The following is a 22445-nucleotide window of genomic DNA, read 5'->3' as shown; positions in this document are numbered from 1 at the left end:
CCAGCCCCTAAACATACAATAATTGCATCTTCAATTGACTTACCTTGTACTTCTAACGCATTTAACATGCCCGCAGCCGTTACAATCGCAGTTCCGTGTTGATCATCATGAAAAACAGGAATGCTACAACGCTCTATTAATGCTTTTTCAATTTCAAAACACTCTGGTGCTTTAATATCTTCAAGGTTAATACCACCGAATGTATCGGCAATATTGGCAACCGTATTAATAAAGTCTTCTGTCGTACGGTGCTTAACTTCAATATCAATTGAATCAAGGCCAGCGAAACGTTTGAACAATAACGCTTTACCTTCCATTACAGGTTTAGACGCTAAAGGGCCTAAATTACCAAGTCCGAGAATTGCAGTACCATTAGTGATAACCGCAACCATATTACCTTTACCGGTATATTTATATGCATTTGCAGGATCTGCAGCAATTTCACGTACAGGTTCGGCAACGCCAGGGCTATAAGCTAGGGCTAAGTCTTGAACTGTTTCAGCAGGCTTTGTTAGCTCAATGCTAATTTTACCAGGTACGGGGTGTGAGTGATAATGTAGTGCTTGTTCACGAAAGTCAGACATAACGCGATGGTATCCTGCAATTTAAGTTAAAGTGAGAGGTGGAGTCTTGGGGTACGATACCCTTATTATTTTTAAATTCCAAGCAATATCAGGTCTATCCTGTTATATGCTATATCCTTTAATTTTAAGAGGTTTTTCAGTAACTTTGCTGGATTATATAAACATTTAATAAATAAAAATTCACCTAAAAAGTAAGTTTTAAGGTGCTTTTATGCCTAGTGAAATATTAAAAAAATGTATGTATAAAGTATCACCATAAACTTAAATAACAGCCTACTACTCTACTTTAAAAACAGATAAGCCCACGTTAGCTACTTTTATCAACCTAGTTAAAAATTGTACTATTTAAAATATAGAGAATATCTATCGATTTGTCTGTAAAGGTTTATGCATACTCAGAATAAGAATAGGAAATAGTTATGCAAAGAGGGTTATATCCAAAGTTAGCTAAATAAGGTAATAAATGGCGAATTTTAGGCACAAAAAAAGCACCCTAAGGTGCTTTTTTTAACTAAACAGCAATAATTACTTCTTGCTGCTAAGTGCACCGAAGCGCTTGTTGAAGCGATCAACACGGCCGCCAGTGTCTAAAATCTTTTGCTTACCAGTGTAAAACGGGTGACACGCAGAACATACGTCTAAGTGAATGTCTTTACAAAGAGTTGAGCTAGTTTCGAATTTGTTTCCGCATGAACATGTTGCAGAAATTACTTCGTACTTAGGGTGAATACCTTCTTTCATAGGAACCTCTAGTTAAGGCCGCATCGCTCTCCAAACCCGAAGTCTGGCACCATACGTCGTTAAAACAAATTTGTTGGTGGCGGATTTTATCCAACAACGTTCCCCTACACAAGTATTTATTTATGTTTTAGCCAAAAAAGTGAACAATCTCTGCCTCAAGCACTATTGCTAGTAGGTTTTTTACGGTAATTTTAGTACATTACAGCATTAATTTTACGGGTTGAGTTGTTATGAGTTTTGTTGAAGTTGCTATTAAAGTCCCGCTCCCACGCACCTTTGATTATAAAATAGAAGAACAGCTCAGCGGCCTCTCAACGCCTTTACTACCCGGTATGCGCGTTATGGTACCTTTTGGTAACCAAAAAAAAGTGGCTGTTGTTCTGGGTATTAAAAGCAGTACCGACGTCCCTTTAGATAAAATTAAGAATATTATAGAGGTAATAGACGACGCCCCTATTTTAAGTACTCAGCACCTAGATCTCCTTAGCTTTACCGCGCGCTATTATTGCTATCCTTTAGGCGAAACTATTCATATAGCGCTACCCGCTGTACTTCGCCAAGGTGAATCACCTGATAAAACCAGTATTAATATGGTTGCTTTAACTGAAAAAGGCGCAAAAGTACCGTCATTAAAAGCTAAAACACAGCTCAACTTATTAAAACAGTTATCGCAATCAGGTAAGTCATCGTTAACTGAGTTAAAGGCACTGGGCTTTAGTAAAAAAACAATAGATAGCCTAATAGATAAAGAGCTTATTACGCAAACAATTGAACACGATAACCAATGGCAAAGCGTTGTACCAACTGTCGGTAGCAAACCTATACTTAATAAAGAACAAGCGGTTGCCTGTACAGCAATAAATCAAAGTACTGGATTTAGCAGCTTTTTATTAGAAGGCGTCACTGGCAGTGGTAAAACAGAAGTGTATTTACAGTGCCTAGAAGAAGTATTAAAACGTGGTGAGCAAGCATTAGTATTAGTGCCAGAAATAGGTTTAACGCCACAAACTGTAAACCGTTTTCGTCGCCGCTTTCCTGATACACCCATTATGCTTTGGCACTCAGCACTTACCGATAACGAACGCTTACAAACATGGCGCTTTTGCGAAAAAGGCAGTTGTGCGATAGTTATTGGGACGCGTTCGAGTATTTTTCTGCCATTTTTAAAACTAGGTATGATTGTTGTTGATGAAGAGCACGACTCGTCATTTAAACAACAAGATACCCTTCGTTACCATGCCCGTGATTTAGCCGCTTACAGAGCTTTTCAGCATAAAATCCCGCTTATATTAGGCAGCGCTACACCCGCTCTTGAAACACTTCACAAGGCAATTAATAACAAATACCAGCTATTAAGCTTAACTGAGCGTGCACAAACAGCGACCGACAACCAATTTAAGTTACTCGATATGAAAGGCCAACCCGACCAAGCGGGTATTGCCCACGCAAGCCTTGCTACTATGCGCCAGCATTTAAATCGCGGTAAACAGGTTATGGTATTTTTAAATCGCCGAGGTTTCTCGCCAACCCTAATTTGTCATGAGTGCGGTTGGTTGAGCGAATGTAAACGCTGTAGTACCAGCGCTACATTTCATAAAGCGATTGGACAAATGATCTGTCATCACTGTGGCGAGCAGTACCCTGTCCCTCACCAATGTCCTGATTGCGGGAGCACACAAATATTCCCTAACGGTAAAGGCACAGAGCAAATTGAAGAGTTTTTATCTACCGAATTTCCTGATACACCTGTTACTCGTATAGATCGCGATTCAACTCGTCGTAAAGGTAGCCTTGAAAAAGCACTTGATGAAATCAACCTAGGAGGCGCACGCATTTTAGTGGGAACACAAATGCTTGCCAAAGGCCATCACTTTGCAGATGTAAGCCTTGTTATAATTTTAGATGTAGATAGCGGCTTATACTCATGCGACTTCAGAGCGACAGAACACTTAGCGCAATTAGTCACCCAAGTAGCGGGGCGTGCTGGACGTTCAGGAGAGCCTGGTCAAGTGTTATTACAAACACACTTTCCAGAACACCCTCTTTTACAAGACTTAGTTAATAATGGTTACCAAGACTTTGCCCGCTTTGCACTGAGTGAGCGCGATGATGCTGACTTACCGCCCATTACAAATATGGCCATTGTGCGTGCACAAGGGCATAGTATTAAACTAGTCGTCGATTTTTTGACGGATTTGGTTCCTGTGAATGGGGTATCTGGTATACAATTGCTCGGTCCGATCCCTGCCCCACTTGAAAGAGTCGCAGGTATGTATCGTTTTCAATTGCATATTCAAGCGCAAGATCGCCGCATATTACATCAGTACCTTGCGCAAATGGTTGATTATTTAAGTACCAGTAAACTTGCACAAAAAGTACGCTGGAGCTTAGACGTAGACCCTATAGACATGATTTAGGTTAAGGCCAAAATAACACCATGGCACAGCACGATTATATTAATAAAAAGCCTGCAGGCAGAAACAGTAAAAAAAATGCACCCGCTAAAAAACCATTTCCTATTCTTTTAGCCGTTATAGCCATTTTACTCGTAGGTGGTTTTGCCTACACACTATGGTTTATTAAAAGTAATGCCGATCCAAAACTTGTCGAAAAACAAGCAAACCCATCTGCGCCCGCAAAAGTGGAAGTTGTTATTCCACGTACACCGGAATTTATTAAAGAAATTAGAAACCACGAGATTCAAGTTGAAGTAAAAGAACTTGAGCAAAAAGGTCCTTATGTTATGCAGTGCGGTTCTTTCAGAACTCATGCACAAGCTGAATCGTTAAAAGCTAAAATCGCATTTGCAGGGCTCATTTCTGAGATAAAACAGGCTGAAGGCAGCAATGGTACTTGGTATAAAGTACGTTTAGGTCCTTATAAAACCAAACGCCAAGCCGAAAGCGATAAAAACAAACTTAAACGTGTAAAAATAGTCGGCTGCGGAATTTGGGGCTGGACTTGAAAATAAACCATTCACCCATATAACCTCATCATAATCGTTTTTTACGAGTTGCCTCTGCAGCTCGATGATGAGGAATAACATGACTACTATCGTAAGTGTTCGCCGCGGCGACAAAGTTGTAATTGGCGGCGATGGCCAAGTTTCACTTGGTAACACCGTAATGAAGGGCAACGCCCGCAAAGTTCGACGTCTTTATAATGGCAAAGTAATCGCTGGTTTTGCCGGCGGTACTGCTGATGCCTTCACTCTTTTCGAACGTTTTGAAAGCAAATTAGAAATGCACCAAGGTAACCTAACTAAAGCCGCAGTGGAAATGGCTAAAGATTGGCGAAGTGACCGTGCACTTCGAAAACTCGAAGCGCTGCTCGCCGTAGCAGACGAAACAGCCTCTTTAATTATTACCGGTAATGGCGATGTAGTTCAGCCAGAAAACGATTTAATTGCAATTGGTAGTGGTGGTAACTTTGCGCAATCAGCTGCAACTGCCCTTTTAGAAAATACAGATTTAAGCGCTCGTGAAATAGTAGAGAAAAGCTTAACTATTGCAGGCAACATCTGCGTATTTACTAATAACTTCCAAACAATCGAAGAATTATAATAGGAACTATTATGTCTGATATGACCCCAAGAGAAATTGTTCACGAGCTAGATCAGCACATTATAGGTCAGGCTAAAGCTAAAAAAGCGGTTGCTATTGCACTTCGTAACCGCTGGCGCCGCATGCAATTAAATGAAGATTTACGCAGCGAAGTAACACCAAAAAATATATTAATGATTGGTCCGACAGGTGTAGGTAAAACAGAAATTGCCCGCCGTTTAGCAAAACTTGCTAACGCACCATTCATTAAAGTAGAAGCGACTAAATTCACTGAAGTTGGTTATGTTGGTAAAGAAGTAGATACGATCATACGTGACCTCGTTGATGTTTCAATTAAAATGACTCGCGAACAGCAAACTAAAAAGTTTAAACATCGCGCCGAAGAAGCAGCAGAAGAGCGTATCTTAGATGCACTTTTACCACCTGTTAAAGATCAATATGGCGAAAGCCAACGCGACGATACTTCATCTACTCGCCAAACATTTCGCAAAAAATTACGTGAAGGTCAGCTAGATGATAAAGAAATCGAGATTGAATTAGCGCAAGCTCAATCAAACGTAGAAATTATGGCGCCTCCTGGTATGGAAGATATGACCAACCAGTTACAAAGCATGTTTCAAAACATGGGCGGCGATAAACGTACTAAACGTAAGTTAAAAATTAAAGAAGCCTTCAAACTATTAACAGAAGAAGAAGCCGCTAAATTAGTAAACCCTGAAGAGCTAAAAGAACAAGCTATTTTTGCAGTAGAGCAAAACGGTATTGTGTTTATAGATGAAATAGACAAAATTTGTAAGCGTGGTGATTCTTCAGGCCCAGATGTTAGCCGAGAAGGTGTTCAACGCGATTTACTACCTCTAATTGAAGGCTCAACGGTAAACACTAAGCACGGCATGGTTAAAACTGACCATATGTTATTTATTGCCTCAGGTGCGTTCCAAATGTCTAAACCATCAGACATGATACCTGAGCTACAAGGTCGCTTACCGATTCGAGTAGAACTTGAAGCACTTACTGCCGATGACTTTAAGCGTATCCTTACAGAGCCGCATGCATCGCTTACTGAGCAACAACGAGAGCTCCTTAAAACTGAGCAAGTAACGATTGAGTTTAGTGATGATGCAATTGAGCGCATTGCTAAGGCAGCGTGGCAAGTTAACGAAAAAACCGAAAACATCGGTGCTCGTCGCTTGCATACTGTGATGGAAAGATTGATGGAAGAAATTTCATACGATGCTTCTGAAAAGGCAGGTTCATCACTTGTCATTGACGCCGCTTACGTTGAAAAACATCTAGGTGCACTTGTTGAAGATGAAGACTTAAGCCGCTTCATTCTATAAAACGAATATAAACGTTATACTAAAAGCCTCCAGATTGGGGGCTTTTTAATGGGATATATAAAATGAAACACGTAATAAAAGTGCATTATCATAGTGTAAGTAAAAACCTAGATGTTTATTTTGATGATGATAGCCAAGCAGTCTTTAGCTGTGAATTCTTACGCGTTCACTCCCCCTCAGCTGAAGTGCAAGGTCATGGCTCTGGCCCTATGAAACTGGTTTTAAATAAGCAATCCGTAGGTATAAAAAATATAGTACCTGTTGGGCATTATGCACTGCGGTTAGATTTCGATGATGGTCATAACAGTGGGTTATTCAGCTGGAGTTATTTTGAAAAACTACAAGCGCAGCAACAAACATTGAGCAATGAATATTTGGCACGCGTAGCCGAGCACAAACAAAACAAAAACAGTGTACCAATAAAGTTTATTCCTTAAACCTTATAGGTAATTTAGGTGGGTATTTTAGATTAGTTAACCTAAACCCTGGTTAAGATATTTACTATCCAGGGTTCAAGTTAGTTACACTTTAAACTTATCAATAGCGCTAAATAACACTCTAGCTTGCTCAGATACTTCTTCGCTAGTTTGGGCGTTTTTAGCAGCATGTTCAGTTGCATCTTGCGCAATGTCGCGAATTCTGACTACATTTTTATTAACCTCTGATGCCACTTGGCTTTGCTCGTCAATAGCAACCGCTATTTGAGAGCTCATTTCCATTATTGTTTGCACATCTTCAGTAATTGCGCCTAATAACTCACCGGCTTTAATTGCTTGCGAGGCACTTTCATCGCCTTGAGAACGACATTTGTGCATAATACTTACCACTTCTTGGGTACGCTGCTGTAAAGTACTTATAATACTCTCAATCTCACTTGTAGACTCTTGAGTGCGTTTTGCTAATGAACGAACCTCATCTGCAACAACAGCAAATCCACGACCATACTCACCAGCACGAGCTGCTTCGATTGCCGCATTAAGTGCAAGTAAATTTGTTTGATCTGCAATACCCCGGATTACATCAAGCACTGAACCAATTGTTTCGCCATCTTTTTCAAGTTGAGATACTACATTTGATGCATTCCCTAACGAATCAGATAGAGCCCTGATGTGCTTAACGGTAGAGTCTACTTCACTACGCCCTTGTTGAGCACTTAGGTTTGTTGATTCGGCTTTTTTTGCGGCCGCTTCAGTATTATGTGAAATATCTTGAATCGTCGCCTGCATTTCAGTAGCTGCAGTTGCAACCATATCAGCCTCATGCAATTGCTCTTGCATACCAGAGCTTGTTGCCGCAGTACTTTCTGATAAATGTTCGGTTGCCACATTAAGCGTATTTAAAGCACCATTAACTTCGTTAATCAAGTTCTTAAAATCGCCTATTAAGCTATTAAAGTCGACCGTCATAGTGGTAATTTCGTCTTTACCTGTTTGCTCTATCATTACGCTCAAATCGTTATTACGACGAATATCATTAATAGTGTGATAGACCCGCTCTATAGGCACAATAATCGAGCGACTCGTGAAATAAACCAACACTAAAACAATAATGCCAGCAGTCACAAAAATAAGAATAGCTAAAAACTGTGCCTGTTCAACGCTTTTATCTACCTGTTGCTTAGTGCTTAATAGGATCTGCGCAACGATTGCATCACTTTGTTCAACACTTTTACGCATTTCTCCGAGTGCACCTGAATTTAAATCTAGCCCCAATTCAACCTGTGCCTCTACCAATGCCTGAAATTGAGTTTGGTAGGAGTTTAGAAAGCCATTTAATTCAGCAGTATACCCACTATCAAATTGAGCCTGAGAGATTTGCTGCTTTAAAGTATTAACCCCTTCATCAAATCGAGTTAAATACTTAAGGTCAAGACGTAGCATAAAATCTTTTTCAGCTCGTCTTAACTGCAATATTGAAGATAAAAGTTTGTAATCACCTTGCTCTTTGATCAAACTTTCAATCTCATGAACTGCACTTCTTAGTTCGCCATACAATCCATCCGTAGGATGTAACCCTATGCGTTTTTGTAGCACAACAACACTCATAAAATCATTGTTATAAGCACTTATTAAACTCTCTAGATTGCTTATTTTTTGGGTTTCGATACCCTGCTCTTGCATAATTAAGTTCAGCTTAGCAATTTTACTTTTAAGCTGATTATAATCTTGTTCAAATAAGTCTAATGCTTCTTTTTGTTTATAAAAAAGAAAGTTTTTTTCATGTTTACGCAGTTCTAATTCATGAATATTAAGCTCTTCAGCAAGCTGAATTGTTTTATTCAAGCTTAGCGTTGTTCTCGCTTCATAAATTATTACGCATAAAAGGACCACCATTGCTAAACCAACAACGACTGCGTTTAATTGTAAACGTCGTTTGATTGTTAAGTTTTGTAAAAAATTCATCGCTAACGCCTTTTTTTAATATGCATATTTATTATAGCTGATAGATACGAAGCGACTCATTAATTTAACTTTTTATTATTCTTTGTTATCCCTCGCTTTTTTATGTTTATCACTCTAAACCCACGCTGTCCCATAAACCTTTATGTAACGATTGTGTATTATTCCATTGTTTTTTTACCAACCAGTCAATTAAAGGCGCGGGATCGCTTGGGTAATTTATTTGCTTATTTTGTGGTGCGCTATTCCAATCATCAAGAGCTTGCGGGTTTAAATAGTTCATTACATGCGCCATACCCATAGCAAACAATGTTTGCGCATTTGCAGTCTGTTCAAATTGTCCGTTTAAAGGCTTTAATAGTAACTTTTTACCTAACTTAAGCGCTTCGCTGGCAAGCTCAAACCCAGCATTACCAATAACTCCACTCGTGTTTGCTAAGTCGTTTAAAAAACTCAAACGCGATGGGGAGCGTAAATGTATATGTCCAAAAGATTCATTGCGGGCATTTGGGTGATAGCAATAAAATTCTTTTTCGGGAAAGTCTTTTAAGTAATCAACAATGCTATCTAAGTTTTCAAAAGGTAAATATACCAATACCTTGTTCATCACCGCGACAGGGTTTTCATGGTTATGATGAGCAATAAACGGCGGGATTATATTATTTGCAAAAGGTTGCCAGTGCACGCCTAGGTAAGTAGACGCTGGTGCATAATGTTTAATTAGCGATTTTCTGAATATCCCTCGACCAAACATAGGTACGTTATCTGACAAAAATGCGGCTTGATGACTAATGCCAACAACAGGTATATCAGCTCTTTTTGCAGCCCACGCTGTAACGGGCTCAAAGTCATTAAGTACAAAATCGTACTGCTTTATGTCAAGCGATTTTATATCTCTCACCAGCTTACAAATTCGCATGTTTTTAAGTGTTTTTAAATTTTTTATTTGACCATTTTCAGTACTAAACGATAAGCCCCTATACGCTTTATAATCTAAGAATTCGTGCATATCAAAATAATCTTTATTTGCTCGTCCTGAAAACACATAATCAACATCAATACCGAGTTTATTAAAGCAGCTAGCCATAACCCTAGCTCGCGTTATATGACCATTACCGGTGCCCTGCACTCCATACAATATTTTCATACAGGTACCACGAGTGCTAACGCAAATAAACCACAAAAACTGCCAATAATCGCACCAATAACGATATCAGCTGGAAAGTGTACGCCTAATATCACACGAGAAATAGCCACACCAGCAGCCCAACTAAGTAGTAGCCATACATACTCAGGAAAAAAATGACTTAGTATAATTGCAACTAAAAACGCTGCAGCGCTGTGACCAGAGGGTAAACTAAATTTATCACTTGGTACTATATAGGCATTTTTTACTAAACAGTCGCATGGGCGGATCCGGGCAAATCTGTTTTTAGCTAATAAATAAATAGGTCTTTCTATAGCAAAACCAATCAATATCGCTACAGGTAATAATTGATGCTGCTCATTATTACTAAGCCACCACACTGCTAAACACACGAGTATGTAAAGCCCACCATCACCGCTTTTAGATAACCCGAACGCCATTGTTTTAAACCACTTCGGTGAGTTGCAATTAAATAGAGTTAAAAATAATTGCTCATCTAGCAGAGCTGCCCTTTTAAACATATTATTGTTACCCATCACTTACCCCTCATTGCATAATATATGAACACCGATTTAGCTTAGGTGTTGTAAATAACAATTGAGTGACGCTTTTAAGACACTATTATTGCGATTAGTGTTCTAGCTCATGTTTTGCCTAAATTTACTGCGATTAAGTCGTTGTTATTGCTTATAAGGAGGGTATACTGAGGTATAAATTAATGTATCTTTTGAGGATAAAATAATGGATTACAGCACTTCTGATTTATGCGACCACTTTGCTGATGTGGTTGATGTGCTAGAGCCAATGTTCATCAACTTTGGTGGTCGACACAGCTTTGGTGGCCGCATTAAAACGGTTAAATGTTTTGAAAATAATGAACTGATCCGCGAATTACTTTCTCAAGATGGTACAGGCTTAGTACTTCTTATTGACGGTGGTGGCTCAACTCGCCGTGCGCTTATTGATATTGAATTGGCTGAACTTGCACTTGAAAACAACTGGAATGGGATTGTTGTTTACGGCGCAGTACGCCATGTTGATGAGCTTGAAGAACTCGATTTAGGCATTCAAGCTATTGCTTCTATTCCTGTTGCAGCCGACAGCGAAGGTGCTGGCGAAGATGCTATAGGCGTTAACTTTGCAGGCGTATCTTTTTTTGATGACGACTTTATTTATGCTGATAGCACAGGCATTGTTTTATCTGCAGAAGAATTAGAATTGGAAGTTGTAGAAGTATAACGTGACCACCCATTTAAAAATATATGATGAAAGCGCGGTTAGGTCACTTTGTTCTAGCCGCGTAAATGAAAAAAAAGCATGGCAATCAATGGCCTTGCTCGACACTCAAGTAAACCTGCAACAAGCACTTATTGACGCTGCTCAATTTGGTATTCGCTATGTACTTCTTGGTATTTGCGAAGATATAGGCCCAAAAGCAAACTTAGGAAATGGCGGTGCAAACGAAGCATGGCCGGCTTTTTTAAAACGCTTTTTAAACCAACCCCATAATCAGTTTATTGCCACTCAAAAAGTACTTTTATTGGGTGAAGTAAATACTGATGATTTAATGACTCAGAGTAACCAACTTAATAATCAGCAAGCCCAGCAGCTAACTCAATTACGAGATTTATGCCAACAACTTGATGAACGCGTAGAGTCAGTATTAAGCCTTATTTTTAAAGCAGGGCTTGAGCCAATCGTCATTGGCGGAGGTCACAATAATTGCTTAGGTATTATTCGCGCGCTAAGTAAGTCAAAAAACACGCCTGTTAATGCTATCAATTTTGACCCTCATGCCGATTTTAGAGAATGTGAAGGACGCCATAGTGGTAATGGTTTTCGCTACGCGTATAACGAGCAACATCTAAGTAATTACCATGTTATTGGCTTACATGAATTAAAAAATAATCAAGCAATTATAGATGCAATGAGTGAAGCTAACTTTAAGTTTGATAGCTATCAATCTATACAAGTTAAGCGAAAAATTACACTAACGCAGGCAATTGAAAATGCACTAAGTAATTTTAATGATTTACCACTGGGTGTTGAAGTTGATTTAGATAGTATTACTTATATGCCAGTTAGTGCATATACATACTGCGGATTTAGTGTGAGTGACACTGAGCACTTTGTGCATTTAGCTGCAAGCCACCGGCACTCTAAGTACTTACACTTATGTGAAGCAGCGCCTAGCCAGCACCCTAACGGGTTAGATGCCGGTGCTGCCCATGTAGGGCAAGTGATTAGTGCACTTGTAAATAGCTACCTACAAGCCAAAGAAAACACTTAACGTTGTTGAACCGATCGCCACTCTTTTAGCCAGCTCATTAAACCGATACTACTTAGCGGGTGACCAAAGTAATAACCTTGGGCAGCATAACCTTTTAAGCTTTTTACAAACTTAAGTTGCTCAAGTGTTTCAACTCCTTCAAAAATCACTTTTGTTTTTTGTTGGCTATGCATATCAACCATTCCACCAACTAAACTGCGTATATTGTTTTGATTACTAAAGTCAGCGGTAAGTGAAGGTGAAACCTTAATATACTCAACCGCTAAACTTGGTAACTTAGAAAGTAGTACCGGGTTATCACCAAGTCCATCCACGCATACTTTTAAGCCTATGTTATTAAGCCTTGCGATCATGCCTCGGCCTTTGTCATCTAAACCAGCAAAAATATGTAAAGGGCATTCAACAATTAAGTCTCCCGCCTCTAAGTGATGCTCATTTATAACAACATCAACAAATTCAACAAACTCTTCATTTAGCATTTCCGGGCCAAATACGTTAATGCTAAGCGGTATAGAAATACCCTCTACTCTAAGCGCCATTGCAAGCTCAGCGGCTCTTTCCATTACAAATTTAGCAAGCGGGTAACCAAGCCCTGCAATTCTGATGTCGTCAATAAAACGATTAGCAGATAAAATTCCTTGCTTAGGATGCTGCCAACGCAGTAGTAATTCTAAAAACTCAATTTGACCATTGTCATTACAAATTATAGGTTGAAAATAGAGTTCTAATTCGCTCGAAAAATCAATATTTGCCAACTCTTTTAGTCGCGCTTGTTGCTCTCGTAGTTCAATCATCATTTGTTGATGATAAGGCACAACCTTGCGATTTGGGTGGCTATCGAGTGCTAGGTATGCGTACGATATTAAATTATCAAAGTTATTGTCTTGCTCATTACAATCAACATAACTCGCCCTCGCTTTTACCTCTACAGTGCAGTTAGCAACATTAAATGGCTTAAGCGTTGCACCCAGTATTTGTTCAATAACCAACTCATGTAAATGTTTTTGATTCGCGAAACTACAAATAAACGCAAAGTTAAGGCCCCCTAAGTGGGCTAGCTTTTCTTGCCCTACTAAAGTCACTATTTCGTCACTTGAAAGTAATTCTTTTATTCGATTAGCCGATTGTGCTAAAAGTATATCGCCAAAATCACGTCCAATATGCTGGTTAACTTGCTCAAATCCTTCAAGACGAATAACGACTAATGCAGCACTTACTTGCTTATTGTCGCACCATGCATAGTAACCTTGACGTAACTGTTTTCTATCTGCAAAAACCGAAAGCGGTGACTCTTCAATAAATGCATCATCTGTTGGTTCTGGCTCTATCACGACTTCTATTTCAGCGCTTTCATCATTTAAAAAGCCAACAATAGTTAATAATAATATTGCTAACACAACCCAAAATAGCGGAACTTCCAATAATAAATGAGCTGAAAATAGAACAACAAATAAAAGACCAGCCAGTGAGCTGGTAATAATCATGCTCCAATTATTTCGCTCGAAGGCTTGCCATAAATGAAAACAAAATCCAAAGGCAAGTAGAATGGCAAGCCAAGCCGCACCACTGCTCAAAATAGCCAAACCAACAGCTGCTGTGCATAAATAACTAAACTTAATACTGACATTTTTAACGGCAAATAAAGTGGCAATCATCGCCATCAATAGTGCACCACTAAAAAATATTGGAAAATTACTGTCGGTTAGTATGTTCAAATTAACGGCATCCGTATTCGCTAAAAAAGTTTAAACCAGATTATATGTGGGTAAAAATAATACAAACTAGTTAATTCTACCCAAAATCCATAAATTTAACAGTTTATTTACGCCAAATTGGTAACTTAATTGTGATGGATGACTTATTTGCCAATGCGCAATATCAGCTCTTGCGCCAACTTTTAAAATACCACGATCGTCTAACCCAAGTGCTTTAGCTGCATTACGAGTAACACCTGCCAATGCTTGCTCGGGTGTTAATCTAAACAATGTGCATGCCATGTTCATCATCAAGTGCACTGAGCATAGTGGTGAAGTACCTGGATTAAAATCACTCGCAATAGCTATAGGTACTTTATATTGATTAAGTAACTCAATAGGTGGAAATTTAGTTTCTCTTAAAAAATAAAATGCACCGGGTAATAACACCGCGACCGTCCCAGCGTTTGCCATGGCTTTTACACCCTCTTCATCAAGATGCTCAATATGATCTGCCGAAAGGCCATTGAACTGCGCCACCAGCTCAGCACCATGTTGATTAGATAACTGCTCAGCATGACATTTTACTGGGAGATTATGCTTTTTAGCCGCCTCAAAAACACGTTTGGTTTGCGAATGACTAAAGCCTACATTTTCACAAAATACATCGACTGCATCAGCAAGGTTATTAGCCACTACCTGATCAAGCATATCAGTACATACCAAATCAATATATTCATCAGCGCGGCCTTTGTATTCAGGCGGTAGAGCATGCGCCCCTAAAAAAGTAGTTTTAATATCAATAGGATGATGCTCACCTAATAAACGAGCTACTTCTAATATTTTTATCTCGTTTTCAGTATCCAGTCCATAACCCGACTTTATTTCAACGGTGGTTACACCTTCTTTTAACAACGTATTTAAGCGATCTTTTGCATCAACAAACAATTGCTCACGGTCGGCTGCTCTCGTCGCTTTAACCGTACTTGCTATGCCACCGCCTTGTGCCGCAATTTGCTCATAACTTACACCCTGCAAGCGCTGCTCGAACTCTTGCGATCTTGAACCTGCAAACACTAAATGCGTATGACAATCTATTAAGCCCGGCGTTAACCACTGCCCTTTTACACTCAATGTCGGCGTTGCAAACACATCAAAATTGGGCAACGTTGATTGCTCTCCAATCCACGCAATTTTACCATTTTTAATAGCTATAGCAGCATTTTCGATTGCGCCATAAGGGGCATTTATATTGCTATCCATAGTGGCAATATTGGCATCAGTCAAAAGTAAGTCAATTTCTTCTAACTCATAGTTTTTTGTTGTGGTTTGCATTTTGCAGCCCTTTTTACGCCGAGAGTGATGAAAATATAGTCTAACAACCCATCTTGTATATACAAGACAATTGTGTCATCTTATTTATATAGTTTATTTTTAATGTAACCATAAATTTAATGACGACACCTAAATTTGCGCAAATAAAACAATTCATTGTTGATAAAATTCGCAGCGGTACGTGGCAAGAAAACCAACGTGTTCCCTCTGAAAACGAACTTAGTAGTCAATTTAGTGTCAGCAGAATGACAGCCCGCCGAGCACTAAGCGAATTAACCGAGGCAGGTATTTTAACCCGCAGCCAAGGGCTAGGTACATTTGTAGCCACATTTAAATCGCAGTCATCGTTACTCGAAATAAAAAACATTGCTGATGAAGTAAAAGAACGTAACGGTAATTACACCTGTAGTGTACTCATACTTGAATCAATAAATGCAGTCGCACCTATTGCCATTGCGCTTGGTGTTGAGATTGACAGTGTTGTATACCGAAGTGTACTCGTGCATAACGAAAACGACAGCCCCTTGCAGCTAGAGGAGCGTTTTGTAAACCCTGCTCTTGCGGCTGGTTACTTACAGCAAGACTTTAGCACACTTACACCTCATGAATACCTATCTAGTGTTGCACCACTTACACAAGCAAGGCATACCGTGGAGGCTATTATGCCAAACAGCGAGATGTGCCAATGGTTGAACTTATATAATGAAGAGCCGTGCTTACAAGTTATTCGACGCACATGGTCTGTTAACGGCATTGTAAGCTTTGCGCGCCTTGTATCACCGGGCAGTAAATATCGCTTAGGTGGCCACTTAACATTTAAAAAATAACAAACAATAGCGCTTACTGCGCTTTTTTTATAACAAATCACCTTGTATATACAACAGGAGCAAAACATGAACAACCGACTCGACACAAGTCGCGTAATACGTGCACCTCATGGCGATAAAATAAGTGCTAAAAGCTGGCAAACTGAAGCAGCTAAACGCATGCTAATGAATAACCTAGACCCTGAAGTTGCAGAACATCCTCATGCACTTGTTGTATATGGTGGTATTGGCCGAGCAGCTCGCGATTGGCCAAGTTATGACAAAATTATAGAAACCCTCGATAGGCTCGAAAACGACGAAACCCTACTTGTACAATCAGGAAAACCCGTTGGTGTATTTAAAACCCACAGTAATGCCCCTCGTGTACTTATTGCCAACTCAAACCTTGTTCCGCACTGGGCAAATTGGGAACATTTTAACGAGCTCGATAAAAAAGGCTTGATGATGTATGGGCAAATGACAGCAGGTTCTTGGATTTATATTGGCTCTCAAGGCATAGTACAAGGTACTTACGAAACATTTGTAGCTATGGCAAAGCAACATTTTTTAGGCTGCGCTAAAGGGAAATGGGTATTAACAGGTGGTCTTGGTGGTATGGGCGGTGCGCAACCACTTGCAGCTACAATGGCAGGGTTTAGCGCGCTAGTTGTTGAATGCGATGAAAGCCGTATCGATTTTCGTATAAAAACAGGCTACGTTGATATAAAAGCAACGAGCCTTGAACACGCACTGCAATTAATAACCGATGCATGTATAAAAGGTGAAGCCCTATCGGTGGGTTTGCTTGGTAACGCTGCTGATGTATTTAATACACTGGTTAAAACAGGTATTACACCTGATGTAGTTACAGATCAAACATCAGCTCACGATCCACTCAATGGTTACTTACCACAAAACTGGACAATGGAGCACGCAGCACAAATGCGTGAGCAAGATCCAAAAGCGGTAGTAAAAGCCGCAAAACAATCAATGGCAGTCCAAGTTAGAGCCATGCTGGCGCTGCAAAAAGCGGGTGCCGCCACTACCGATTATGGAAATAATATTCGTCAAATGGCGTTTGATGAAGGTGTTACCAACGCGTTTGATTTTCCTGGATTTGTACCCGCCTATATTCGCCCTTTATTTTGTGAAGGTATTGGACCGTTTAGATGGGTAGCGCTATCGGGCGACCCAGAAGATATTTATAAAACCGATGCAAAAGTAAAAGAGCTTATTCCCGATGATGCACATTTGCATAACTGGCTTGATATGGCCCGTGAACGCATCCAATTTCAAGGGCTACCTGCACGTATTTGTTGGGTAGGTTTAAAAGATAGAGCACGCCTTGCACTGGCCTTTAACGAAATGGTTAAAAATGGCGAACTTAAAGCCCCTATCGTTATTGGTCGCGATCACCTCGACTCTGGCTCAGTTGCCAGCCCTAACCGTGAAACCGAAAGCATGAAAGATGGCTCTGATGCGGTATCAGATTGGCCATTACTCAATGCACTCCTTAATACGGCAAGTGGTGCTACTTGGGTGTCACTTCATCATGGCGGCGGTGTAGGTATGGGCTTTAGCCAACACTCTGGTGTGGTTATTGTTGCCGATGGTACAAATGAAGCTAAAGAGCGTATTGCTCGCGTACTTTGGAACGACCCTGCAACGGGCGTAATGCGCCATGCTGATGCTGGATACGACACAGCAAAAAACTGCGCTAAAGAACAAAATTTAGACCTACCTATGCTAAACGAGGAATGATCATGTTCGAACATACTCTCACACCAGGCTCACTTAATTTAAACACACTGAGAAAAATTAATAATTCACCGGTAAAGTTAAGCCTCGTAAAGCATGCTGAATCACAAATAGCTGCCAGCGCACAAACCGTTCAAAACGTTATTAATGAGCACCGCACTGTATACGGGATTAACACCGGCTTTGGGTTATTAGCTAATACCAAAATAGCCGACGATGAACTTGAATTATTACAGCGCTCCATTGTGCTTTCACACGCTGCGGGCATTGGCGAATACATGGATGACAGCACAGTAAGGTTAATGATCACCTTAAAAGTAAACTCGCTTTCGCGCGGCTACTCGGGTATTCGTCTGCAAGTAATCCAATTTTTTATGCAGCTGCTTAGTAGCGAAGTATATCCGTGTGTGCCTAAAAAAGGCTCCGTGGGGGCATCGGGAGATTTAGCCCCTCTTGCGCATATGTGCCTACCTTTATTAGCTGAAGGTCAAATGCGACATAAAGGAAAAATAATTAGTGCAGCGCAAGGGTTAAAAATAGCGGGGCTTGAACCTCTTACCCTTGCAGCTAAAGAAGGCTTAGCATTATTAAATGGCACACAAGCGTCGACTGCATTTGCACTACAAGGCCTATTTAGAAGCGAGAACTTATATGCACAAAGCTGCGTTATCGGCTCGATAAGCATAGAAGCTGCAATGGGTAGTCGCGCGCCATTTGATGCACGTATTCATGATATTCGTGGTCAGCGCGGACAAATAGACACTGCTCAAGTATTTAGAGAGCTACTCGATACGCACTCTCAAATTAGTGATTCCCACGTCAATTGTGAAAAAGTACAAGACCCTTATTGCCTTCGCTGCCAACCTCAAGTGCTAGGTGCTTGCCTAACTCAGATACGCCAAGCCGCAGAAGTATTGTTATGCGAGTCAAACGGTGTAACCGATAATCCGCTAGTTTTTGCCGATGTAGGCGACATAATATCGGGAGGAAACTTTCATGCAGAGCCCGTTGCAATGGCCGCTGATAACTTAGCTATCGCAATTGCCGAAATTGGCGCATTAGCAGAGAGGCGAATTGCATTACTTATCGATTCAAACCTATCCAAGTTACCGCCATTTTTAGTTGAAAACGGCGGTGTAAATTCAGGTTTTATGATTGCTCAAGTTACCGCAGCAGCGCTTGCGTCAGAAAACAAATCATTAGCGCATCCAGCTTCGGTTGATAGCTTGCCTACATCTGCAAATCAAGAAGATCATGTTTCTATGGCAACCTTTGCAGCAAGGCGCTTAGATGAAATGGCCAATAATACCCAAGGTGTTTTGGCAATAGAATGGTTAGCATCGGTTCAAGGGCTAGAATTTAGAAAACCGCTTGAACCATCAAATAAAGTACAAAGCGCTAAAGCGTTATTGCGCGAGCATGTGAGTTATTATGATAAAGACCGCTATTTTGCTCCCGATATAGAAGCTGCCAATACATTATTAAGTGAAGGTAAGTTATGCGACTTCATAGAGAGCAGTCCCCTACCTTCAGCATATTAAATACCATATTGGTAAGTAAAGCCTAGCGCTTCGATAGCTGAGCCAATAACTTTGCGCTCAGCTTTATCATCACTGGTAAAGCGTGGTAACTCACCGCCATGTTCTGCACACTTCACTGCGTAGTATTCAGCTTTAGTGGGGTGCGCAGGATTAACCACATTATAAATATTTTGCCCTACTTGCCAGTGCTCTATCACCGCAAAAATAGCATTAATTACATCTTGTTGGTGCACCATATTTACCACTTGCTCACTTGATGTATTGAGCTCTTTACCTGCCACAAAACGCCCAGGTTCTCTATTAGGCCCTAGTAATCCAGCTAAACGCAGCACTTTTCCGTCTTGCTCAAGTACTTGCTCTTCTGCCTCATAGAGCTTTATTTGGCGCTCGTTTGTGCATGAAATATCGCAACTTTCACTATATACACCAGGCTCTTGATCGTATACCCCGGTTGATGAGCACAATAAAAAGCCCTTTGCGTTTAACTCCTTTGAAAGCTTAAGCGCTGCGGTGAGAGTTTCAGGATAATTACTTTCACTGTGCCTGCTACGTGGTGGAATAGCACATACCCAATAAGCATTTTGTAAATCAACTTGATGCACTAATTGGCCACCTTCAAGTGTAAACTGACGCTCAAAGTCAAACTCGTGTATATCTGTTCTATGCGTTCCTTGTACTTGCCAATCAGCTTTTTGCGCACTTACGCATAAAGCATGTCCTAACCAACCTGCACCTAATACTACTAATTTATTACTTTTATTTGTCATTTTTGTATAAGCCTTTATTTTAAACGCATAATTAGTTCTTTCTATCTAACTTTATAGAGATTTTAAGTAAGATATGATTAGATATAATTTCATAAATAATAAAAATATGCGTACTCATGCTAAATAATTTATCATTACGGAAGAAAATATTATTATTGATTGGTGGAACAATTACCGTTTTACTAATTATTGCCTCAACATTTTTTGTTAAACACATTGCCAACCTCTCTAGAGAAAACATAGAAAACGAAGCACAGAGTTATCTACAGACCGAGCAACTTTCAATGCAAAGTTACTTTGCGATGTACGGTAAAATGGTATCAACCTTTGTTAATAACCCACATTTAATCAATTTTTTTGAAAATTGGGATACTCGCGATCAAGCACTTGAAAGCGCGCCAGGTTACAACGAAGTAAACCAAGACTTTGTGCGTTTAAGCTCAAACGACGAAAATATTTTATCGGCCTTTTTTGCCTCAGCAACCACCGGTGAATACTTTAAAGAAAATGAACGTACAAGTCACTACAACGGCCAGCCTTATTACGCCTACAAGCGTGGTTGGTGGCAAGAAGCCATGCAAGTTAACAAACTTTACGTAGGTCCAATCTCCGTTGATTTAACCACAGGCGTAGCATCCGCAGTTGTACAACAACCTGTTTATAACGCACAGCGTAAACTCATTGGTATGGGCGGTGTTGATTTACAATTAAACAAAATTAACGACATGGTCGAAAATATTCGCTTTAATGGCCAAGGTTATGGGTTTTTACTCGATGGAAATCAAAAAGTAGTGCACTTTTCAAAAGCCACTGGGCACAAGCTTTCAATTACAGATGAAGGTGCAAACGGTAAAGAAGGACTCGATGCGCTTGAACAACAATTTACAGATACCGCAGGCTTTAAAGAGTTAAACACACAAATGCGAAATAACCTTGAAGGCAGCCAAATGGTTACCTTTAAAGGAGAGCAGTTTTATGTGGTTTACCATCGTCTGCAGTTAGAGCAGCCTTATATAGATTGGTATGTAGGTCTACTTATTCCTACTAGCATGATTGAAGAGCCCGTAAATGCTGCAGTAACTGCAACAACAACTGCAGTAATTATTATCTTAATTATTATATTAGCTATGATTTTATGGGCTACCCATATGATTTCAAAACCCATTACAACGCTTACACTCATTATGCGTGATATAGCATCGGGCGAAGGCGATCTTACTCAAAAAATTGATATTGATAGCCAAGATGAAGTCGGCCAACTGGCCAATCACATGAATACGTTTATTGATAAGTTACGCGCCATGATGCTCGAAACCGCAGCTCAAGCAGAGCAACTAAGCAACGCAGCAGCTCAACTAAGACATGTTTCTGAGCAAACTAATTCTGAAATTCAACAAGAGAAGCAACAAGTTGATAGCGTGAGCGCTGCGGTAACTGAAATGGCAACTACCGTGCTTGAAATATCACGTAATGCACAACATACAAATAACGCAGCTGAAGAAGTTCAGGCAATTACAGCTGAAGGTGCAAGCCGTTCTACACAGGCGCAAAAAGTAATGACTGAACTGGCGTTGCATATTGGTGAAGCATCCAAAGTGGTTGCGGGCCTTGAACAAGAAAGTAATAACATTGGTGCATTAGTCGATGTTATTAACTCAATTGCCGATCAAACCAACTTACTTGCACTTAATGCGGCTATAGAGGCTGCTCGTGCTGGCGAACACGGTCGAGGCTTTGCCGTTGTTGCGGATGAAGTACGCTCACTAGCAAGTCGCACACAAGAATCAACCGACGATATTCGTAATATGATTTCGCGTTTGCAGCAAATAGCTCAACAGGCCTCGGTGATGATGCAACAAGGACAAGACCAAACCGAAGGCTCAGTGCTGCAAACTAAAGAAGTACTTAGCTCACTTCACAATATTGCGCAGTCGGTCACTAAAGTACAAGACCAAAGTCATCAAATAGCAACATCAACTGAGGAGCAAACAGTCGTTGCTGAAGATATTAATACGAGCCTTTCGGCAATTAATAACTTAGTGAACAGTACCGCTGACCATGCACACACCCTCGCTGACGAAGCTCGTGACTTAAGTGATTTAGCTGCAGCGCTTAACAAAACGGTTAATCAATTTAAATTATAAAACTCTCATTTAATAGCTGTGTTTAAGCGTCAAACTTAAGCGCAGCTATAACCCTTGTTTTTAATTTATTTAGCACCATATCTTTACAGTTCGCTACTATTTTTACTGTAATTGAGTAATACAAAGTTATTTTTGCGAACCAGATCAAATTTTTCGATTTTATACACAGATCTTTTTATTGAGATAGTTTGTTGTTTGGCAGAGTCTGGTATAGTAGCGCACGTAATAAACAGTGCTTTTTGAGCGGTTTAATACAATATTGCTAATTAATATGTTCTAAGTGTTATTTAAAAGCACATATTAATTACCAATTGTTAAAAATGGGTTAGCCGATAC

The 22445-nt window shown here is 40.1% G+C and carries 18 protein-coding genes and 1 pseudogene; 11 read left to right on the top strand and 8 right to left on the bottom strand.

What is annotated here, in order from left to right; genetic code table 11:
- Positions 1 to 584: pseudogene (locus tag L656_RS0119345) on the bottom strand (malate dehydrogenase); the annotation flags it as partial.
- A 525-nt stretch (positions 585 to 1109) separates the two neighbouring features.
- Positions 1110 to 1325, bottom strand: coding sequence for a 50S ribosomal protein L31 (rpmE, locus tag L656_RS0119340; protein ID WP_002958369.1), 216 nt, complete (start codon positions 1323 to 1325; stop codon positions 1110 to 1112).
- 230 nt (positions 1326 to 1555) lie between these two features.
- Here rpmE and priA point away from each other — a divergent pair, with 230 nt between their 5' ends.
- The 5 genes from priA (at position 1556) to L656_RS0119315 (ending at position 6665) form a co-directional block, all read left to right on the top strand.
- The gene (gene priA / locus L656_RS0119335) at positions 1556 to 3742 is read left to right on the top strand and encodes a primosomal protein N' (RefSeq protein WP_024600430.1); all 2187 of its coding nucleotides are present in this window, start codon (positions 1556 to 1558) and stop codon (positions 3740 to 3742) included.
- 20 nt (positions 3743 to 3762) lie between these two features.
- Complete coding sequence (locus L656_RS0119330; RefSeq protein ID WP_024600429.1) at positions 3763 to 4290, top strand: SPOR domain-containing protein; 528 nt, start codon at positions 3763 to 3765, stop codon at positions 4288 to 4290.
- A gap of 79 nt (positions 4291 to 4369) precedes the next feature.
- Positions 4370 to 4888, top strand: a complete 519-nt coding sequence (gene hslV, locus L656_RS0119325; RefSeq protein ID WP_002958366.1) for an ATP-dependent protease subunit HslV — start codon at positions 4370 to 4372, stop codon at positions 4886 to 4888.
- An 11-nt stretch (positions 4889 to 4899) separates the two neighbouring features.
- On the top strand, positions 4900 to 6228 hold the full coding sequence (hslU, locus tag L656_RS0119320; protein WP_024600428.1) for an HslU--HslV peptidase ATPase subunit: 1329 nt from the start codon (positions 4900 to 4902) through the stop codon (positions 6226 to 6228).
- A 62-nt stretch (positions 6229 to 6290) separates the two neighbouring features.
- Complete coding sequence (locus L656_RS0119315) at positions 6291 to 6665, top strand: gamma-butyrobetaine hydroxylase-like domain-containing protein (protein ID WP_024600427.1); 375 nt, start codon at positions 6291 to 6293, stop codon at positions 6663 to 6665.
- A gap of 84 nt (positions 6666 to 6749) precedes the next feature.
- Here L656_RS0119315 and L656_RS0119310 read toward each other — a convergent pair whose 3' ends face one another.
- From L656_RS0119310 to L656_RS0119300, 3 genes are all read right to left on the bottom strand, one after another.
- Positions 6750 to 8630 carry a methyl-accepting chemotaxis protein gene (locus L656_RS0119310; RefSeq protein ID WP_024600426.1) on the bottom strand — a complete coding sequence of 627 codons (1881 nt, stop codon included), beginning with the start codon at positions 8628 to 8630 and terminating at the stop codon, positions 6750 to 6752.
- 109 nt (positions 8631 to 8739) lie between these two features.
- Positions 8740 to 9774: an MJ1255/VC2487 family glycosyltransferase gene (locus L656_RS0119305; RefSeq protein ID WP_024600425.1), complete on the bottom strand. Its 1035-nt coding sequence runs from the start codon at positions 9772 to 9774 to the stop codon at positions 8740 to 8742.
- Positions 9771 to 10310, bottom strand: coding sequence for a phosphatase PAP2 family protein (locus tag L656_RS0119300; protein ID WP_024600424.1), 540 nt, complete (start codon positions 10308 to 10310; stop codon positions 9771 to 9773). The genes L656_RS0119305 and L656_RS0119300 overlap by 4 nt, the downstream gene beginning before the upstream one ends.
- A 205-nt stretch (positions 10311 to 10515) precedes the next feature.
- Here L656_RS0119300 and rraA point away from each other — a divergent pair, with 205 nt between their 5' ends.
- Positions 10516 to 11013 carry a ribonuclease E activity regulator RraA gene (gene rraA / locus L656_RS0119295; protein ID WP_008169908.1) on the top strand — a complete coding sequence of 166 codons (498 nt, stop codon included), beginning with the start codon at positions 10516 to 10518 and terminating at the stop codon, positions 11011 to 11013.
- Between the two features lies 1 nt (position 11014).
- A complete protein-coding gene (locus tag L656_RS0119290; RefSeq protein ID WP_024600423.1) occupies positions 11015 to 12064 on the top strand; it encodes a formimidoylglutamase in 1050 nt (349 codons plus the stop codon).
- Here the strand turns inward: L656_RS0119290 and L656_RS0119285 are convergent.
- Together L656_RS0119285 and hutI are read right to left on the bottom strand one after the other, a co-directional pair.
- Positions 12061 to 13725, bottom strand: a complete 1665-nt coding sequence (locus tag L656_RS0119285; RefSeq protein ID WP_024600422.1) for an EAL domain-containing protein — start codon at positions 13723 to 13725, stop codon at positions 12061 to 12063. The genes L656_RS0119290 and L656_RS0119285 overlap by 4 nt on opposite strands.
- Before the next feature lie 120 nt (positions 13726 to 13845).
- Complete coding sequence (hutI, locus tag L656_RS0119280) at positions 13846 to 15093, bottom strand: imidazolonepropionase (protein WP_024600421.1); 1248 nt, start codon at positions 15091 to 15093, stop codon at positions 13846 to 13848.
- A 119-nt stretch (positions 15094 to 15212) separates the two neighbouring features.
- Here hutI and hutC point away from each other — a divergent pair, with 119 nt between their 5' ends.
- The 3 genes from hutC to hutH all read left to right on the top strand — a co-directional run bounded on the left by hutC (position 15213) and on the right by hutH (position 19198).
- Positions 15213 to 15920 (top strand): histidine utilization repressor, encoded by a 708-nt coding sequence (hutC, locus tag L656_RS0119275; protein WP_024600420.1) that lies wholly within the window; start codon positions 15213 to 15215, stop codon positions 15918 to 15920.
- 66 nt (positions 15921 to 15986) lie between these two features.
- Positions 15987 to 17660 carry a urocanate hydratase gene (gene hutU / locus L656_RS0119270; protein WP_024600419.1) on the top strand — a complete coding sequence of 558 codons (1674 nt, stop codon included), beginning with the start codon at positions 15987 to 15989 and terminating at the stop codon, positions 17658 to 17660.
- A gap of 2 nt (positions 17661 to 17662) precedes the next feature.
- Positions 17663 to 19198, top strand: coding sequence for a histidine ammonia-lyase (gene hutH, locus L656_RS0119265; protein ID WP_024600418.1), 1536 nt, complete (start codon positions 17663 to 17665; stop codon positions 19196 to 19198).
- Here the strand turns inward: hutH and L656_RS0119260 are convergent.
- Complete coding sequence (locus tag L656_RS0119260) at positions 19195 to 19965, bottom strand: NADP-binding protein (RefSeq protein WP_024600417.1); 771 nt, start codon at positions 19963 to 19965, stop codon at positions 19195 to 19197. The genes hutH and L656_RS0119260 overlap by 4 nt on opposite strands.
- A gap of 116 nt (positions 19966 to 20081) precedes the next feature.
- Here L656_RS0119260 and L656_RS0119255 point away from each other — a divergent pair, with 116 nt between their 5' ends.
- Positions 20082 to 22109: a methyl-accepting chemotaxis protein gene (locus L656_RS0119255; protein ID WP_024600416.1), complete on the top strand. Its 2028-nt coding sequence runs from the start codon at positions 20082 to 20084 to the stop codon at positions 22107 to 22109.
- The last annotated feature ends 336 nt before the right edge of the window (positions 22110 to 22445 follow it).

The sequence above is a fragment of the Pseudoalteromonas sp. TAE56 genome, assembly GCF_000497955.1.
GTDB lineage: Bacteria > Pseudomonadota > Gammaproteobacteria > Enterobacterales > Alteromonadaceae > Pseudoalteromonas.
The sequence above is the reverse complement of the archived record's forward strand: the minus strand, read 5'-3'. Positions and strand labels throughout refer to the sequence as shown.

What these genes read in the sequence shown, in the direction of transcription:
- L656_RS0119305 (WP_024600425.1), bottom strand. Translation starts at nt 9,774, where the DNA reads ATGAAAATATTGTATGGAGTGCAGGGCACCGGTAATGGTCATATAACG.
- rpmE (WP_002958369.1), bottom strand. Translation starts at nt 1,325, where the DNA reads ATGAAAGAAGGTATTCACCCTAAGTACGAAGTAATTTCTGCAACATGT.
- hutH (WP_024600418.1), top strand. Translation starts at nt 17,663, where the DNA reads ATGTTCGAACATACTCTCACACCAGGCTCACTTAATTTAAACACACTG.
- L656_RS0119255 (WP_024600416.1), top strand. Translation starts at nt 20,082, where the DNA reads ATGCTAAATAATTTATCATTACGGAAGAAAATATTATTATTGATTGGT.
- L656_RS0119300 (WP_024600424.1), bottom strand. Translation starts at nt 10,310, where the DNA reads ATGGGTAACAATAATATGTTTAAAAGGGCAGCTCTGCTAGATGAGCAA.
- hutC (WP_024600420.1), top strand. Translation starts at nt 15,213, where the DNA reads ATGACGACACCTAAATTTGCGCAAATAAAACAATTCATTGTTGATAAA.
- priA (WP_024600430.1), top strand. Translation starts at nt 1,556, where the DNA reads ATGAGTTTTGTTGAAGTTGCTATTAAAGTCCCGCTCCCACGCACCTTT.
- L656_RS0119285 (WP_024600422.1), bottom strand. Translation starts at nt 13,725, where the DNA reads ATGGCGATGATTGCCACTTTATTTGCCGTTAAAAATGTCAGTATTAAG.
- hslU (WP_024600428.1), top strand. Translation starts at nt 4,900, where the DNA reads ATGTCTGATATGACCCCAAGAGAAATTGTTCACGAGCTAGATCAGCAC.
- rraA (WP_008169908.1), top strand. Translation starts at nt 10,516, where the DNA reads ATGGATTACAGCACTTCTGATTTATGCGACCACTTTGCTGATGTGGTT.
- hutI (WP_024600421.1), bottom strand. Translation starts at nt 15,093, where the DNA reads ATGCAAACCACAACAAAAAACTATGAGTTAGAAGAAATTGACTTACTT.
- L656_RS0119260 (WP_024600417.1), bottom strand. Translation starts at nt 19,965, where the DNA reads ATGACAAATAAAAGTAATAAATTAGTAGTATTAGGTGCAGGTTGGTTA.
- L656_RS0119315 (WP_024600427.1), top strand. Translation starts at nt 6,291, where the DNA reads ATGAAACACGTAATAAAAGTGCATTATCATAGTGTAAGTAAAAACCTA.
- hutU (WP_024600419.1), top strand. Translation starts at nt 15,987, where the DNA reads ATGAACAACCGACTCGACACAAGTCGCGTAATACGTGCACCTCATGGC.
- hslV (WP_002958366.1), top strand. Translation starts at nt 4,370, where the DNA reads ATGACTACTATCGTAAGTGTTCGCCGCGGCGACAAAGTTGTAATTGGC.
- L656_RS0119310 (WP_024600426.1), bottom strand. Translation starts at nt 8,630, where the DNA reads ATGAATTTTTTACAAAACTTAACAATCAAACGACGTTTACAATTAAAC.
- L656_RS0119330 (WP_024600429.1), top strand. Translation starts at nt 3,763, where the DNA reads ATGGCACAGCACGATTATATTAATAAAAAGCCTGCAGGCAGAAACAGT.